The following is a 17,768-nucleotide window of genomic DNA, read 5'->3' as shown; positions in this document are numbered from 1 at the left end:
GCGCACGTCATCACGCTCGATCAGCCCGCTGCGGGCGAACCACCGCAGCACCCGCACGCGCACCTGCTCGGCGATGGCGGCGACGGCCTCCGGCGTCAGCTCAGCGGCGGGGCGAAAACGCACGGATTGCGGAATATCACCGGCATCCTCGGCCGGCTCGAAGACCCCGTCGATGACGCAGCAATGGTAATGGATGTGCCGGTTGAGGGACGCTCCGAAGCGGTGGATGAAGCTCACCGCCCCGAAGCGGGCCTGTGAGCTGGCGCCGCTGCCCTGGCGCAGATGGGCCTCGATGACGCGCAGCAGGATGTGCAGCACGGCGCTGATCGCCCGCGGCTCTCGCTCCAGGTACCAGCGCAGGCGTTTGGGCACCGAGAGGACCCACTGACGCACCGGCAGCGGCGGGATGACGTGATCGACCAGGTGCGCCGCGGTCTCTGCCATGCGCCGGGCGTTGCACGACGGACACAGGCCGCGACCTTTGCACGCGACTTGGTTTTCGATTTCGATCCCGATTTCGATTTCGACGACCACGGAATCAGCACGCGACTGCCGGCCGGGATTGCTCGGCGGGAAGCCGCAAAATGACGAAAGGAGGAAGAGAGAGGGGGACACGCCGGCGGGCGACTGACGCCACCCGCCGATCGACTCCGCCGTTGGCGTGCCCTTGGGGCCCTTGACGGACCTTGCGATGGCTTGATGGGGGACAGGACCCGCGCAACCGCGTAATGGCGCTGATGGACCGCTTGACGGCAATCGCGGGGCACTCATGGAGGACCGCGATGGAGAGACTCCGAGCCGCGCTACGAACCACGCCGAACGGCGTTGCAGGTGCTGATCTGTCCCCCGCCATCAACGCCCGTACCCAAAGCGCAGGGCGCTTGGGTGCCGGTTTCCACGGCAGAGGTGTCCTGGCACTGAGCTTAGCAGTCATCGCCGCGAATACAAGCCGCGGCGAAAGGCGGCGAAACGGCACGCGCTATGCCGTGTCGCCATCCGCCCGCGGCGGCGTCCCGTCGGCATCGTCGTTGCGCGACTGGCGCAGACGGGCGGCGGTGCGGCGCAGGCGCGCCGCCGCATCGGTGGCCGAGTCTTCCAAGCCCTGGGCTAAGGCCTCCAGCGCCGCAGCGGCGTTCGGGTTCGGCGCTGCCGGTCGCGGGGCGTCGGTCGCCTCCCCGGTCGGTGTCGACGCCCCACCTTCGCGCGCCGCCGCCAGCGCGTCGGCGCGGCGGCGAAAGTCCTCTGCCAGTGCGTGGAGTCGCGCAGCGAAGCCGCTTGCGCCCTCAGCCGCCGGGCTCTGCTCGGGCGCCGGCGCCTCAGCCGTTGGCGCCTCGCCCGGCGCCAGCGGCGGCCCCGCAGCCAGTCCCGGCGCGGCGACCTCGGTGCCATGCTCGCGCAGCGTCGCAGCCCACTCGGCCATCCGTGCCTGGGCGGTCGCGATGCGCGCCGCGTCGCCGCTGACCGCACCGGCGACGGTGCCGCCGAGGTCACTCGCATAGCGCCGCAGCGCCTCGACCACCGCGCCGCCGCCCGCATCGAGGTCCGCGCGCGGCGTGCCGGTGATCGCTGCCAGCAGATCGAGACCCGGTGTCACCGGGGCCTCCGGCGGCGCATCCGTCGGCGGTGGCACGCTCGCGAAAGACCGGCGCAGATTGCCGCCGAGGCTGCCCAGCACCCGCCCGAGTTCCGCCTTGGCCCAGGCGTCGGTCGCCGCGGCGGAGACCTCGAAGGCTCCCAACTGCACCGGGTCGACGGTGCGCTGATGCCCTGCCGGGTCCCGGATTGGATAGCCGCCCTTTGCAAGAGACACCTGCTCCGGGACCAGGAACCGCCGGCTCCGGTCCAGACTGAACCAGAGCCTTTGACGCTCCGGCCCATGCGTATCGTCGTCACCCATCAGCGCGTGCTCCTGGTGTTGATCGCCGTCGTGGCCGGGCCGACCGAACGAGCATCGAAACGGCCTCTCGCTCAGGTCGGGGGATCGCAGATCGTGCCGAGAAACGCCTCGACTTGCGAATGCAACCGGGCCGCGGCCGGGCGCAGGCGCGACGCGACCAGCCGCTCCCGCTCCCAATCGAGTTCGAAACCGTAGGCATTGCGGAAGACATGCCGAAAGCCGCGGAAGTCATCGAGCAACCGATACAGCGCGTCGTCGATGACCGCGGGGCGCACGCCGGGGATGGTCAGGCGCATGCGCCGCAGCAGATCGGCGTGCCAGCCGTCCCGATCGACGTCGTTCTCGAAGTACGCCGCGATTGCGCGAAAGATGTTCTCGCAGCCGTTGTAGAAGTTGTGCAACAGATAGCCGATCGCCCCGCGGTCATAGGCGCTGACCTCCTCGGGGGCCATCGTGAGCCGATGCTCGGCCGCCGCGAACAATGCCTCCAGCCGGGCGAGCTTGGCGAGTTCATCGCGCACGTCGGCGCACAGTAGTTCAGGCGAGCGGCTCATGGATCAGTACCCCGCGTTCGGTGACCTTGCGCACCATGATCGGATCATCGTCCTGGGTCAACAGGTCCACCGGGCGATCGAGGGCCTGCTCCAGGTCATGGCGCAGCGCCCAGTAGTCCGCCGCCGCGATGCCGAGCACCAGCAGGTCCACATCGGAGCGCGCATGGCAGCGACCGGCGGCGATGGAGCCGAACAGCCAGGCGCATCCCGCCCCATAGCGCCGCAGGATCGGCGGCACCTGTTCCCGCACCAGGGCCGCGAGCCGCGTGGCGTTGGCCACTGCCTCCGCTCGCTCTTGGGCCTGGCGCGCGTGCAGCCGGCTGAAATCGAAGAGGGCCGGTCTGGTTGTCATGCGATTGACCGTTGGTCAGTAGATAGTAATCACCCCGATACGCGCCGCCGTTGATTCCCCATCGATACCGGACGGGAAACCGGGGTGACGCCTATGGAACGCCGTAATCGATATCGTTGATTGCCTGTGCTGGCGTTGCCACACCGGCCAGTACTCGTGCCAGTCCGATGAAATACTCGTCGAATGCGGTGAGGGCCGGTTTCACAGCGCCCGCGATCAGGGCCTCGGTCAGGCGTGTGTCGGTGAAGTTCACACTGCTCTTGAACCGCAGGTGTCGGTTACCGAAGTCCAGTTCGAAATTACCGATTCGCATCCCGCTGTTGACACGACAGACATACTCGGCGACAGCGTGCAACAGATGCTCGGGCACCTCGATCTCGGGAACGATGTAAAACAGAAATTCGCAACGTTCCAAGAGCACCCGGAAGTAATACTCGACCGGACACAGGTCCAGTTCCGTGCGGGCCCTGAACAGCATCCGCTCGGGCTCCTCCGCGGCCGCCCAGTTGGTACCGCGCAGGTAGGCCCGCAAGGTCTCGTAGCCATCACGTCCGGCCGCAGCGCGATCAGTCATATCAGTGCCTCCGCAAGATCATTGGACAGGATGCCCGGTGCTGGGTCAGGCGTTCGGGCAGCGGGTATTGAACTCGCGTCGCAACACGCGAATCGCCATGATGACCTCGTTCCGGAACCCAGCCTTCTCGCCGCTCGGGTCGGGATCATGCCAGGTGACCTCCAACTCGGCGATATTCGCATCGAAAGCGGCCCGATCGCAGCGCTCCACCGCATCCCTCGCGCGTACCCGTGCCCACCGCGATCGCGACCCGAGGGAGCTGTTCTCGCTGCCCTCTCCAACCCACAGATTGGACTCATCGTTGTGTTTGTCGAGCAGGTAGCGGTAGCCTGCCTGTTTCACGCCATTCACATCACGCGGGTCAACAGTATAGGACGACTGTGGCAGGGTGCCCATCCTTTCGAGCAGCGCCGCCGCCTGCGCGACGGTCTTGCCGTTCAGCACCTGTTTGAGACGCACGTGCATCGCCTCCCAGGCGCCGATGTGCCGGCGATGCTCCCCCGACTCCACCGGTAGCTCTTCACGGGTGCTGGACCGGAACTTCGGCCTTCTACCAAATGAGTCGATATTAACCAGGTCGTTGTCATGGGGACCAACCGCCACGCTGCCGGCCTTAGTGGTGGTGTTAGGGGCAATCTCGATCGTGAAGTCGAGGTCGCTGTCCCCGGCATCCGCACTGGCGGCGACAAAGATCACACGCAGCCCGATGCCCGACTCAAGCCCACGCGAATAACGGGACTCGATGTCGCGGGCCTGCGCCTCCTTCGCAACCCGCAGCGACCCGTAATCATCTGCGGACGGCTCGGGCTGCTGCATCTCATCCCTGGCGCGGGTTGCCAGGGCATCATGATCCGATGGGTCCGGCGCCTGGGCATCGGTCGCTCCACCAAGGCCCAACGCCCCCAGCAACCCCCTAGCCCGCTGCGCGATGACCCCGACCACCCGCTCGATCGCGGCAAGCACCATGTCCTGGAACCCGCCGATGGCCCGCGCGATCTGGTCGGGCAGGTTGCCCAGGTACAGCAGGCCAGCGAGAAAATCAATGACCGGCGCAATCAAGCGCGCCAGCCCCGCTTCGACCGCGGTGGCCATGCCAGCGGTGTTGCCGGCGATCAGGTCGGCGGCGCCGTTCACGACCGTCTCGACCAGGCTGAAGATGCGGGCGGCGTTGTTGAAGACCCAGGCGAGTATCCTATAGATCACGCGGATCGCCTGGATGATGACTGCCCCGGGGATGAACATCAGGAGGACTTGCGGGGTGACGGCGCGGATCAGCATGTCGATCAGCAGGTCGACGGCCGCGCTGAGGATCGCGTCCAACAGCGTCTGCGGATTCAACTGCTCCTTGATCAACTCGAAGATGCCATCCACGCCCTGTTCCATCAGCAGCGCAATCAGTTCATAGGCACGCTCCAGCAGCGCGACGTTCTCCTCGCCGATGTGGCGCGCGAGGATCTGGCGAATCCGTGCCCAGGTGATGCCCATCAGTTGCAGGAAGAAGGTGATCAGGCTGCCGAGCGAGAAGTCCGACGGAATTTCCACGCCCACCGAACCCAGGCCCGAGAACAGCCAGTCGAAGAAGCCGCCCAGGATGTGGGTGCCAAAGTTGTCGAAGAAACGCTGGAAGCCCTGCTTCAACGCCAGCGCCAGGTTGTCGGCAAAGTTCACCGGGTCATCGGCGATGTCCTCGATGACCTGACCGATGCGGTTGACCAGCGCCCAGAACGCCGATGGCGCGATGCCGACGATCTTGAGCAGGCCCTCGATGATGAACTTGGCCGGATCCTCGGCGAAGGCGGCGACGGCGTCGGCGATGCGCCCCACCAGCCCCTTGGCCGCCTCGCGCAGGGCCTGCACCCGCTCGCGCGCCTGCTGGACCGTGGAGGCCGCCTCCCGGGTCAAGTTGCTGGTCAGGTCGTCCCGGGCGGCGTGGGCGCGCGCGGTGAGGCCGTCCAGGCTTTCCTGCATGCGGGCGCGCTCGCCCTCGGCCCAGTCCCGCAGGCTCTCGGGCAGACCGTCGAAGAGGGTGGCGATTTCCCGGTCCGCGTCATCGATGAGGCGCTCGCAGGTCGCGATGATGCCGTTGACCTCGGTGGATATCTCCCGGATCAGGTCACACACGCCCGCGGCGAAGCGCTCTTCCGCCCGGTTGTAGGCCTGGGTGACCCACGCGGGTTTACCAAAGAAGTCATCGGCGAGCTCGGTGAGGGCACCACCCACCCCCGAGTAGCGCTCGTCGAGCCAGCGCTGTACCTCGGCGAGGTCGTTATCGAAGCGGGTGGACACTACCTGCACGCCGGTCTGCCAGCGGCGCATGGCAAGATCCGGCAGCGGCTCCAGCAGGCCCTCCACTTGCTCACGGGCACTGTCGAAGATGCGCTGGGCCTGGGCCGAGACCTGGGCGCGCATCTGCTCCTCGCTGCCTACCATGGCCTGCTGCTGGCCGCCGACCCCCCCGATGGTGCCGCTGCGACCGGTCTGTAAGGACTCCAACGCGCGCGCCTGGAGCGCCGCCATGTCCGATGCGGCGGATTCGCTGGCGGCAGCCTGCTCGGCCATGACCTCGGCGGGGTCGCGGGCGGCAGTCTCGGTCAGCTCGCCTTGCGCCTCCATGGCCTCGGCGATGGGGCCCTCGCCGGTCCGTGCGGCCTCTTGGGCCGGCTCGCTCTCCATCCCCGCCTCGCGGATGCGCTCCGCGTTGGCCTCGACGTCCGCGTCCAGCGCACCCTCGACCTCGATAGGATCGGGGGCCGCCCCCGCTGCGCCGATAGCCGGGGCGTCCACGGATTCGGGCGGGGCCTCGATGGACTCCGGCGCAGGGGCCTGCATCGCCGGGGGCTCCTCGCCGAGGGCGGCGTAGTCCCCGGAGACGCGTTCCGCGTCGCCCTCCACCGCGCCTTCGAGGATGGCGCCGGCAGCCTCGGCCTCCTCCTGCGGGTCGCTCTCGATCAGGGACGCCTCGTCCGGGGGCTGGCGGCTGTGGATGACCTCCAGGATGCGCGCGCACAGCGCCTCGATCTCCGCGCTCGGCTCGGGCCGGGCACCGAGTTCCGCGGCCAGGGCCGCCTCGGCGCGGGCCGCGGTCTCCTCGGCAGGGACGGTGACCGCGCCCTGGGCCTGCGCAACGCCCTGCTCGGCCGGGGGAAGCGTTTGGTAGGCCTCGGCGGCACCCTCCGCGGCCGCTCCGACCTCGGCCAGTCGCGCGTGGTCGACCGCGCTCAGGCCCTCCCGTGGCTCGGGCATGAGAAGGCCGTCGCCGGTGGCGCCTCCGCCCTCCGCAGCCGGGGCGGAAACGCTGCCCCCTGCAACGCGTCCCGCCGCGCCGCCGCCGCCGCCCGCCTCTCCGCTCGGACGGGGCGCCCCGGCGGCCCCCTGCTGGACGACATGGGTGGACTCGTGGGCCATCAGGCCGAGGTCGTGCGCGCTCTCGCCCGGGCCGAGCCAGATGTGTTCGCCATGCGTGAAGGCGCGCGCCTGGATCGCGCGCGTGGCCGCGGCCGCGCCAGCATCGGCGTGGACGCGCACGCCGCCCAGGTCGGCGCCCAGGACCGGCTCGATCGGCCCGCGGATCGACGGCGCCAGTGGCGCCCCTGGGCCTGGCTGCGCGAGCGCCCGATGCAGCGCCGGAGCGGCCCGCGGTCCGGGCGCGATCGCCGCCGCGGCACCGCCCTCCCCGGCTGGCTTCGCCTGCAAGCGATCGTCCGACGCCGCGCAGGTCGGGCACGCGGCGCCCGCCTTGCGCTGGACTGGCAAGGACGTTTCCTCCGGCAGCGCCAGCCGTTGCACCGGCAGGGGTTCTTTGTCCGCCAGCGCCAGCCGTTGCACCGCCAGCGGCTCCTGCTCCGGCAGCGGCGCCTGTTGCACCGCGACCGGCGCCGCGGCACGGCGCTGCACCTGCACGGCCACGGCGTCGGCGTCGCGCTCGTAGGGGTCGTCCGGCGGACCGATCGCAACCTTGGCCTGTAGGCCCGGCTCCGCTGGCAGCGCTTCCTCCTCCGGCACTGCCGGGTCCGGCGCCCGTTGAACCACCGGCGCCCCGGCGTTGAAACGCGCCTGCAGATAGGCCGGCACCGCTAGCGCGGTCGACGTGCTTAGGGCTGCCGCAGGGCGCGCGGGCGCCGGGGCCGCGCGGGCCTTGCCGGCCTCGCCGCGGGCACCGGGGCTAACGGCGGCGGCCTGGCTCACGGCGTGCCCCCGTCGGGCGGCGGATCGCCGACCGCGGCCAGGCGCGTCAGCGCGGTCGGCGGGGCGCGACCGGCCTTGCGGTACTCCAGGCGCAGCGCCGTCATCAACGCGACCGGATCGAGCGGTCCGTCGGCCGCGTCGGTCAGCGTCGCCGCGGTCAGCACCACGTTGCGGATCGCGCCACCGGCGAGTTCGCAATGTGCCGCCAGGGTCCGGCACAGGGACGCCGCCGGCGCGCGCGCGCCGAGGTGGGAATGCCAAAGCCGCAGGCGTTCATCGAAGCCGGGCAGCGGCACCTCCAGGATCAGATCGAGCCGGCGGTTGAAGGCCGGGTCGATGCGCTCGCGGCTGTTGCTGGTCAGCACTGCCAGCCCCGGATGGTTCTCGATGCGGGTCAGCAGGAAGTTGGTCAGCATGTTGGCGTAGCGCTCGCCGGTCTCCTTGCGCTCCGAGCGCCGCCCGAACAGCGAGTCCGCCTCATCGAACAGCAGCACCACATCGTGCGCGGCGGCCTCGTCCAGCAGCGCGCCTAAGTTCTTCTCGGACTCGCCGATGTACTTGTTCATCACCGCAGCCAGATCGACCCGGTACAGCGGCGCGCCGAGCGCGGTGGCCAGATAGCTCGCGGCGAGCGTCTTGCCGGTGCCGCTCTCGCCGACCAGCAGCACGCGCACGCCCGGGCTCGCGGTGGCGCTGAGCGTGGCGCCGAGGTCGTGCCAGAGCGCCTCCCGGCGTCGGCAGCGACGCAGCACCGCGTCCAGGTCGGCGGTCAGGGCCGGCGCCAGCACCAGCGCCTCGGCGCTCACCCGCCGCGGCACCGGCTGCGCCAGCAGCCGCAGGCGCTCGGCGCCGAGCAGCGCGCGCGCCTCGGCGAGATCGGCCAGCGTCACCGCCCGCCCGGCCCGCGCCGCGAGTAACCGCGCGCGGCGGGCAAGCCCGTCGATGACCGGCCCGGCCAGCAGCGCGTGCGCGGCGACCGCGCCGACCGCGGCGTCCCCGAGCCGCGCCGTCCACAACGCGCGGCGCTCCGGCTCCGGCAGCGGCGGCAGGTCCAGTTCCACCAGTCCGGCCCCGGCCACCGCCCCGTCGATGCCGACCAGCACCACGACCGGGGTCGGTAGGTCGGCGTGCCCCGGCACCGACCACAGTTCGCCGGGACGCAGCGTCGGGCGCAGCACCGGCAGCCAACCGGCATAGCGGCAAGCCAGCGCCAGCGCGGGCTCCTGCTCCCACAGCGCCAACGGCACCGCCAGCGCGGTGCGCCCGAGCCGCGCCGCCAGTGCCGCTGCAACCGCGCTGCGGCCACTGCCGGGGGTGCCGCGCAGCACCAGGCCGGTGGCGTCGACACCGCCCGGCGTTGGGTCGGCCCCGCCGCCTGCCCCACCGTCGGCGCCACTCCCGCTGCCGAGCAGCGCCGCGAGCTTCGGCAGGTCGTTCGTCAGGCGCTGCGGCAGCAGGGCGGCGCCGGCGAGCGGGAGCCGCGTGCAACCGGGCCAGGGCGCCTCGTCGCCACTGAGCACCGCCCAGAACGGCGGCGGCAGGCGCAGCGCCGCGAGCGGCTGCGGCCCCTCGCCCTCCAGCCGCAGTACCCCGGCGCGCAGCAGCGGATGGGCCAGGAGCCCGGACAGGGCCCCCGCGTCCGCGCCGAACAGCGCGCCGGCCAGGGCCGCGGTCAGGTGCAGGGTCGGGCGCGCCTGTACCGCCGGTGCCTGCAACCGGGCGAGCATGAGGCCGACCAGATGCGAGGTCTCGACGACCCCAGCCAGGCCGAGCACGAAGACCTGCGGCGGGTCCAGGTCCAGGTCCGCGATTAGCGCGCCGAGCCGGCCCTCGGTGAGTGGCCAGGCGTCGGCCAGGACCTCCAGCAGGTCCGGCCAGGCGGTCGGCAGGCCGGCGGCACCGAGCCCGGCGGCCTCGGCGCGCAGGGCCGCGGGCAGCGGGTCGGCGGCGTCGAGGACATCGGCGGCAAAGGTCGCGAGCCCGTGGCGGACCAGGGTCCCGACCCAGGCGTTGGTGGTGGTCGGGTTGCTCACGGCGCGCTCCGACCGGCGCTGGTGCGAAGGGCGGCGCTCCCGGTGGCCGGCTGAAGCCGACGGTCCCAGGGCCGGCTGAAAGCCGGCGCTCCCGGTGGCCGGCTGAAGCCGACGGTCCCAGGGCCGGCTGAAGCCGGCGGTCCCAGGGCCGGCTGAAGCCGGCGCTCCCAGGGTCTCATGGGCCACCGCCCGGCCAGGGGTCGCGGTAGTGCAGCGTGACGACGCGCCCGAGCCATGGCACCCAGCCGGGATTGACATCGAGCGCGACCTGACGCACTGCGAGCCGCACGGCGGCGAGCGGGTAGATCACGTCCAGATGGCTTGGGGTGTGGCGCACGACGGCGGGCACCGCGAGTAGCTGCGGGCTCCACAGGCCGGGCTCGCTTGTGCTGGCCACATCCGGCGCGGGCTGGTCCGGCGGGCGTCGTGGCCGGGCGAGCGAGGCGGTCCTTGTGGGCGCGGCACCCATCGCGACCGGACCGCCGGTTTGGCCGGACGAGTCGTGGACCGGGTCGGGCACGTCCTCCGGGACCGGGCGACCATAGAGCCGCGCCCCGAGGGCGTCCAGCGCGGTGATGAGCGGCCTCAGCGTGGCGTCGGCCCAGCGCTCGGGGTCGGTCGCTGCGCTGCGCTCGGCGAGGAAGCGCGCGAGCGCGCCGGTCGGCGCCAGGCCGAGTCCGTGCCCTAGCGCGAGCAGCCAACCCCAGCCGTCCCCGGCGAACCGATCACCCGCACCGGCCCCGCGTAGCAGCGCCTGCGCCTCGGGTCGGGCGAGGAAGTTGATCAGATAGAACAGCCCGCCTTCGTCAGTTACGCAGTCCCAGGCCACGTTCACGCCGGCCTCGGCCCCGAGCCCGACCGAAGGCGCGACCGCAACGGACGATGACAGCGCGTCCGGGGCGCCTGCGGCGGCTGCCGCGTGGCGGGCGACGGGAGCATCTCCGGACGCCGAACCGGTAGCCGCGTTGGCGGCATTGTCTGCGGCTGGCGGCATCGATCCGTGCCGCCCGCCACCAGCGCCACCTGCGGCGGCGACGCGCAGTCGCCAGAGGTCCGCCCCCGCCTTTGCGACCGTCGGTACCGATCGGGCGCTCGCGGCAGCGTCCGTCAACCCGGATGCGGCGCCGCTGTCGGTCGTCGCCGAGCCCGAGTCCGCAGCCCGGCCCGCCGCCGGATCAGCGCCGGCTGCCGGATTGAACGGCCCCGCCGGCCCGGCGCCCGGCGGCAGCGGGGCGAGCACGTGCAGACCGGGCACCGGCGAGCGCGGGCGGGCGAGCTCCCCCGCGTCGGCACCAGCGGGGTTTGCCGCACCGGGCACCAGGCGTCCACTCGTGGTCGGGGTTCGCGGCCAGGCGTCTGGCGCGGGCGGCGGGCCGTCGAACGGGTCGGTAGCCTGACCTGTGTTGCCCGCTCGCGCTGGATGCCGTGGGTCGGCATCCGCCGCCGGTCCAGCGCCGGCCAGGACCGCGCCGACGGTCGCGAGCCGCGCCGCCTGCCCCGCTGTCTGCGACCCGGCACCAGGACCTTCCCCGTGCTCAAGGCCGGTCAGCCACAGCGGGCGCCACTCCAGCGTCACCAGCACCGCGGCGAGGTGCCGGCGCGGGTCGGTCGCCGGCCAATCCGCGAGCACCCCGCGCCAGCGCCTGACCAGTGCCGAAGGCGGGGCCGCAGGCGGCGCCGACGGCAGCACCCCGCCGGTCGGCGCGCCAGTCGCCGCACCGACGACCGGTGGCGGCGGCAGTGCGAGACGCAGCGCCTCGGCGAGCCGCCCGAGCACCGCCAGGGCATCGTCCGGCGCGAGCCGCCGCCAGACCGGCGCCAGCGCGCCCAGGTCCGCCAGTCGTGCGGTGATCGCCGCCAGGTCCGCGGGGCGCTCGCCGAGCAGTTCGGCGATGGCCCCACCCGCCGGGCGCGCGAGCAGCGCCGACCAAGCCCGCCAGTACCACCGCGCAGCGGCCTGTCCGGTGGCCAGGTCGCGCGCGAGGAGGGCGACCAGCGTGACCCGATCGGTGGCGTAGACGGCGTTGGCCGCGGCGGCGCCGGGGCTGGCCAGGTCCACGGCCGCGGCGATCTCTACCGCGACCGCGCGCGCCGCCGCGGCACCGAGACCGCCCGGTGTATTGGCCGACCCGCTGACCTGCGCCCGCACCGCGCGCAGAATCACCCAGGCGCCTGCGGGCGGCAGCGGCCAGGTGGCCGCGGCCAGCGCTTGCCGGACCCGCGCCTCGCCGCCGGTCCGGGCGCGCAGCCGCAGCCGGCGGATGGCGACGGCATCGGCGGGCAGGTCGGGCGCGGGGTGCACGGCTCAGCCCCGGCGCGGCTTTAACCCGCGCTGACCCCGGGTCGCCCAGTCGGCTCGGTTCATCGCAGCCATGCCGCCGTCGCTCCGCTCGCACCGACCTTCGCTGGCGCGGCCATGCCGGCGCCAGCCTTCGCCACCAGCGCCGTCGGCGCCTCGGCGGACAGCGCCGCCGAGACCACCGTGAAGCGCGTCGTGACCTCGCTGACGGTCGCATCGACGCGCACCACCTGCGCCAGGATGCCGCCCTGGTCCTGGTCCTGCACCGCGAGCAGGCCGACCACGCGCTGCGCGGCGTCGAGCAGTTGCAGCCGGGTGCCGGTCGGCGGGGCGGTATTCAGCGCGAGCCGCAGCGACTCACCGACCGCGAGGCGTCGCGGCGGGGTCGCGACCCGCCCCTGCAGCACCAGCGCCGGGTCGCCATGGGCGGCGACGATCACCGCCGCGCGGATCAGATTGCGCAGCGCCGCGCGCCCGGCCCCGCTCGCGTCCGCCGCCAGTTGCCGGAACCACCAATTGACCAGTTCCGCGAGCGTGCGCACGCGGTTGAAGTCCTCGGCCTGGGCGCGGTCGAGACCGGGCCAGCGAGCGACATCGTCGGCGGGCAGCCGGTCATCCTCGGCCAGTTGGCCCCAGGTGAAACGCAGCGACGGCGCCACCCGCGGCAGCCGATCCATCAGGCAGACGACGCACTGCTCCAGGCGATTGTGCAGCGTCTGCGCCGCGTGCTGGACGGGGCCGTTGAGCCCGAGCGCGTCGGCCAGCGACAACATCCGCGCGGCCTCTGCCAGGTAGCGACCGCGCGCATCGGCGCCCGGCCCGCCGCCCAACGCGCCACCCAACCCGACGCCCGCGCCAACCGGGCGCCCGGCGAGCGCGGACCAGCCCTGATTGAGCTGCGCGTTGGCCGCGAGCACCGGCGCCAGCCGTGCCGCCAGCCCGGCAGACCCCAAACCCGACATCGAGCCGCCGCCCTGCTGCTGCGCGAGCCGGTAGCGATGCAGCCCGAGCAGGTCCGGCACGCGCTCGACCGGCAACTTGGGCACCAGCGGCGCCAGCGGCGCCCAGTCCGCGAACGGCACCTCGAGCACGGTCGCGAACACCGCGGCCAGCGCGGCGGGCACATCGACCTCGGTGTCCCAGTCGCAGCCCGGCACCAGATCGGCGGCGGTGCCGTGGCGCAGCGGCAGCGGCGCGATCAGCGCGGCGCTGACCGGGGTCTCGCGCACCCGAACGTAGTAGAGCCCGCGCAGCCCCTCGGTCAGGATGCGGCTGCGCTCGCGATCGCGCCGATACACCGCCGCCCAGTCCTCCCGCGTCAGCGCCTGGGCGATGCCGTAGTCGCTGAGCAGTTCCAGCCGCGTGGCATCGAGCTGTGCGAGCCGCCGACCGGCCGACTCGATCGCGACGGCCAGGCGCTCCAGAACCCCCTCCAGGCGGATGCGCTCGCGCAGCCGGCCCTCGAGTTCGTCCTCCAGGCGCTGGTAGCGGTCCTCCATCCAGGCGATCTGGCGGGTCAGGATCTGCCCGGCCTGAAACATCGCCTCGAAGCGACGCTGAGGGTCCGGCGTTGCGTACTCGCCGAGCCCGGCCTCCGTCAGTTCCGCGGCTTCCAGAAAACCGGCATGCGACGTGATCAGGCCCCGCAACGCATCGCGCACGCCCTCTGCGCGTCGGCGTAACCTGGTCTGGGCCTCGGTCTCGTTCGGGCGCTCGTTCGGCACGGCCGCGTCCGCCCGCTCAAACAGTGTCCGGATGCGGCCCAGGTCGAACCGACCCAGCGGATAATCGCGGTCAGCCTGGTCAGCGGCCAGCGCGCTCGGGTTCACCGGCTCACCGAAGCCCACCAGCACGCGGCGGATGCTCGCGGCCTCGACCGGGTCAAACATGCCCTCCAGGCTCTCGATCAGGTCCCTCATCCCGCGCCAGGTCGCCTCGTACTCGCGGACCTCGGCCTGGATGTGATCGAGCACGCCGAACTGATAGCTGCGGCCTTCGAGTGCCGGCGTGGTCAGCGTGCGCCGCGGCACCGCCTCGAGCTTGTTCAGCCGGTCGCGTTGCAGATTGGTCTCGACCGTGGAGGCGGCAGCGCCATGCAGCGTCTCCCGCGGCTTGGTGGCCAGGGTCTCGATCGCAAAGCCCTGGCGCACCGCATCGAACTGCGGCGCCTTGGTCGGTGCAACGAACGCCTGGGTCGTGAACTGTGGCTGCGCCAGGACGAACGCGGATGGACCGGCGAATCCGCGGGTCGCCCCCGCGTCGGCGGTGGCGGGGCTGGCGGGCGCCGCCCGGTCCGCGGGCGGTTCGGTCGCATCCTCCGCCGCCGCCGCGGCCCGGCCCCGGAGCTTCGTGAACGGCAGCCACCGCGCCATCTGCAGCCCGCTTCCGTCACCGGCGACGCCGCCGCCGAGCGCCGTCAGTGACACCGTCTGCGCGTCGAGTTGCTGGCGTTGCAGCAGCAGATAGTCGCGGTGTTTCTCGAGCCGCGCGCGCAGCGCCCGGATGCGCTGATCGAGCCGTTCAAGTTCGAGTTGCTCGACGCGATAGCGCAACACCAGCCCGTCCGCTGCCGGGGCCGGCACCGGTGGCGGCACACCGTCGCGCAGCCAACCGGTGTAGAAGGGCGGCGCCGTCGGGATGCCGTCGTCGTACGGATGGGGTGGGCCACCGTTGACCAGCGGCAGTTCGGCGCGGGCGGCACTGATGAGCGCGGCGTAGAAGTCCCCCGGTCGCGGCGGCTGGCTCAACACCGGCGGCAGCGCCAGCGCCCGCAACGCGGTCGGCGACAGGTTGTCGGCTTCGGTGACCGCGTATAGCAAGTCGTAGCCGATGCGCCAGCCGTGCCAGGCCTGATAGGCGCGCAGGTGCGTGCGATAGAGATCGATGACCAGTTGCGCGTCGATCGCCGGGAAGTCCAGCAGGTCCGGCCGGTAGTCCGGCTCGTTCACGGCCAGCAGCAGCCGGATGGCATCGCCCGCCGGGCGACGCAGGTCGAGCGGTCGCCGCGGCAGGTGGCGCTCCAGCAGTTCCAGCACCGCCTCCTCCGGCACCGGCACCATGTCCACCGCGACGTGGCGCGGCAGCCAGCGCAGCCGCGGGGTCGGCTGGTCGGCCTGCTCCAGCAGCGCCAACGGCAGCACGCCGGCGGCGGGCAGGAAGTCGAGCCGCAGGGTCGCCTCCAGCGCCGTGGCCAGGTCCGGCCCAGCCATCGCAGGGGCCATTGCCGCCGTCAGCGCCGCCCGCCAGGCCTCCTGCACCTGCTCGAACAACACCCGCTGCCCGGCATGGGGCACCGCGAGATAGCGTCCGGCGGCCGGCGAACACCAGTCAACGCGAAACCGCGCGTCCACCAACGCGGGGTCCAGTTCCGCGATCGGCGCGCTGCCCGGTCGCACCGAGACCGCGAGCAGCGCGAGCGGCACCGCACCGCCGAAGCCGTGCAGAAAGGCGCCGTCCACATGTAGCGCGGCGACCTGATTCTGCACCTGCGCCGGGGTCATCGCGGCGAGCCCGTCGGCGCGAAGCGCGAGCCGGCGAAGCACGAGCCGGCCCAGCACCTCGCGCCGCAGGTCGCGGCGCGGGTCCGGCTCGGCGCGCTGACAGGGCGCCGGCGGGACACCGGCATCGATGACGCCGACCCCGCGCTGCAGGGTCAGGTAGTAGACGCCGCTCGCGTCATCCGTGCGCTGGACGCGCAGCCAGTCCGTCAGCAGCGCGGCCCAGGTCGCTTGCGCCGCGATGAACAGCCCGACCAGCTGGCCGTCCCCGGCGACCGCAAGCCCGGGCTCGACCAGCACGCGCGAGCCCGGTCGCGCGGGCTCGACGCCGGGCTCGCAGCCAAGCCCGTGCAGGATGCCGGGCGGCAGCGTCGCGGTCAGCGGCGCCAGCCGGGCGTCGGCATAGGCCTGCAACCGGTCGAACTCGTCCTCGCCCAGGTGCCGGCCCGGCACCAGCCGTGGTCGGACGAGGAACTCGGACATGGCGACGGGCGCCGTCAGCCGGATCGTGGTCATCGGGTTCGCCTCGCGTGGGGTTGCGGTCAGGCCGGGTCGCCCAGGGCCTGCCAACGCAGCCGCAGCGCGTCGGGCAGCGCGACGGACAGCGTGGGGTCGGCGGCCAGTTCGTCGATCAGCGCGGCAGTGCCGGCGGGCGCTGGCGGCGCGTTGCCGTCGGCGATGGCAGTGGCTCGCACCGCGGCCTCGGCCTCGCGGCGCTCGACCAGCACATCGCGCAGGCGCGCCAGCGTGCCGGCGCGGGCGGTGGCGAGCAGCGTCGGCCACAGCACCGGGTCGAAACGCCGCTCGATCAGCGCCAGCAGCTCCAGCGCGGCCAGCGCAACCCTGGCCTCGGCGCCGAAATCGGCGCGCAGTTCCGCCAGCGCGGCCTCGCCCTCGGCGTCGGTCGGCGCGCGCAACGCAGCGAGGCGCGCAAACCCGACGCGACGCAGCAGCAGCGCGTCCTCGTCGAGCAACAGATTGGCCGTGTCGCCGGGGGCCGGCAGGGCGTCGGCTGGGGCATCTGGTGGGGCGGCGTCATCGACCAACGGCGCCACTGGCGCGCCGGTCGCGATGCGAATCGCGCTGATGCCGGTCTCGGCGGCGCGCGTCGGCCGGCGCACGAACACCAGCGCGTCCGCGTCCACGGCGTCCCACAGCACGCCCCAGTCGGGGCCGTCGGTGTCGCGGGCATGCACCGGCGGCTGCGGATACAGGCGCAGCGCCAGCAGGTCGAGTCGGGGGAGGCGCACCGGCGGCGCGGCAGGGGCCAGCGCCGGGTCCGCCGGCGGTTCGCGCAGCAGGCCGGCAGTCAGGCGCCCGAAGGTCTGGTCCGGCAGCGGCGCGAGCACGACCAGGTCCACCGGCTCGTCGCGGGCCAGGTCGATCGGCGGCAACCGCAGGGACTCCTGCTGCACCAGGTCGAGGTCGGCCTGGCGGATTGGCGCGACCGAGACCAGAAAATGCTCGGGAAAGAAGCGCTGGCGCCCGGTCACGGGGTCGAACGCGGCCTTCGGCGCCCGCCCGGTCGGCGGCAGCACGCGAAAGTAGTCGGTGGCCGCGAAGTCCCCGGCCAGCGGCAGCCGGGCCGCGAGCACATCGGCGAGCAGGGCCTCGTACTGGCGCTTGAGATCGGCCTGGCGATCCGCCGGGCCGGGGAACCGGCGCGGCGCATGGCGCAGCAGCGTCTGGTCGAGCCAACGCGGGGCGTTGTCGCTGATCGCGAGCACGCCGAGCGCGACCGCGTCCTCGGGCAGCCCGAAGGCATCGAGCGCCCCCTGGACCGCGAGCCGCATCAGGCCCGCGCGCAGCGTGAACTGGCCGGCGGCCGGCAGCGGCACCGGCAATGACCACAGCCACGCCTGCACGCCCTCCTCGTCGACGTCATGGCGCGTGGTGCGCTCGGCGAGGTCACGCGGGAAGACCTCGGCGACGCCTTGCGGGCGCTCGGCATAGGCCAGCAACAGCGCAAACAGGCCGTGCGGCAGGTTGGCGAAGCGCCCGTCGTTCTGCAATGCGATCCTGGCGCGGTCATTGACATCGACCGGCAGCGGCGCGCGCACCTCGAGCACCCGCCCGGCGGCGGTGATGGCGAGCCCCGGCTCGATGCTGATGTGCCCGCCGACGAGCGCGACTTCGAGCCCACGCACGACGCCGGCGCCGAGCCCGCGCCCTACCTCGCGCAGGCGCTGGTCCAGGTACAACTGCTCGCGAGTCAGGTCCGCGGCCGTCAGCAGGCGCCCGTCGAAGTAATGGGTACGGGTCAGGAGCGGGTTGAAGTCCGCCTGATCCGGCAGCCCCGGCAGCGGCGGCGCAAGGTTGCCGAGGGGGGCGAAGCCGGGAATGGTGCTCATCGCAGTCTCCGGGGGCGGGCCGATGA

General features: G+C 72.8%; 10 protein-coding genes. All 10 read right to left on the bottom strand.

All coding sequences use genetic code 11. The annotated features are described in order from the left end of the window. The coding region (locus ML01_RS31505; RefSeq protein WP_254045363.1) for a transposase at positions 1–444 on the bottom strand (444 nt) is incomplete at its 3' end. 535 nt (positions 445–979) lie between these two features. Continuing rightward, complete coding sequence (locus ML01_RS23260; protein ID WP_058557783.1) at positions 980–1,897, bottom strand: hypothetical protein; 918 nt, start codon at positions 1,895–1,897, stop codon at positions 980–982. A gap of 71 nt (positions 1,898–1,968) precedes the next feature. After that, positions 1,969–2,451, bottom strand: a complete 483-nt coding sequence (locus ML01_RS23255; RefSeq protein WP_058557782.1) for a hypothetical protein — start codon at positions 2,449–2,451, stop codon at positions 1,969–1,971. Next, positions 2,435–2,803 carry a nucleotidyltransferase family protein gene (locus ML01_RS23250; RefSeq protein WP_058557781.1) on the bottom strand — a complete coding sequence of 123 codons (369 nt, stop codon included), beginning with the start codon at positions 2,801–2,803 and terminating at the stop codon, positions 2,435–2,437. Before ML01_RS23250 ends, ML01_RS23255 begins: the two co-directional genes overlap by 17 nt. Before the next feature lie 91 nt (positions 2,804–2,894). Beyond that, positions 2,895–3,377 (bottom strand): YbjN domain-containing protein, encoded by a 483-nt coding sequence (locus ML01_RS23245; protein ID WP_058557780.1) that lies wholly within the window; start codon positions 3,375–3,377, stop codon positions 2,895–2,897. Positions 3,378–3,422: 45 nt separating this feature from the next. Continuing rightward, positions 3,423–7,562, bottom strand: a complete 4,140-nt coding sequence (locus tag ML01_RS23240) for a DUF4157 domain-containing protein (RefSeq protein ID WP_058557779.1) — start codon at positions 7,560–7,562, stop codon at positions 3,423–3,425. Further along, on the bottom strand, positions 7,559–9,595 hold the full coding sequence (locus ML01_RS23235; RefSeq protein ID WP_058557778.1) for an ATP-binding protein: 2,037 nt from the start codon (positions 9,593–9,595) through the stop codon (positions 7,559–7,561). The genes ML01_RS23240 and ML01_RS23235 overlap by 4 nt, the downstream gene beginning before the upstream one ends. 175 nt (positions 9,596–9,770) lie before the next feature. Continuing rightward, positions 9,771–11,897: a hypothetical protein gene (locus ML01_RS30320; protein ID WP_058557777.1), complete on the bottom strand. Its 2,127-nt coding sequence runs from the start codon at positions 11,895–11,897 to the stop codon at positions 9,771–9,773. 59 nt (positions 11,898–11,956) lie between these two features. Next, entirely contained in the window at positions 11,957–15,907 is a 3,951-nt protein-coding gene (locus tag ML01_RS31110; protein ID WP_058557776.1) for a hypothetical protein, read from the bottom strand. Between the two features lie 26 nt (positions 15,908–15,933). Beyond that, positions 15,934–17,742, bottom strand: a complete 1,809-nt coding sequence (locus ML01_RS23220; protein WP_058557775.1) for a hypothetical protein — start codon at positions 17,740–17,742, stop codon at positions 15,934–15,936. Between the last annotated feature and the right edge of the window lie 26 nt (positions 17,743–17,768).

The organism is Thiohalocapsa sp. ML1 (assembly GCF_001469165.1).
GTDB lineage: Bacteria > Pseudomonadota > Gammaproteobacteria > Chromatiales > Chromatiaceae > Thiohalocapsa.
The sequence above is the reverse complement of the archived record's forward strand: the minus strand, read 5'-3'. Positions and strand labels throughout refer to the sequence as shown.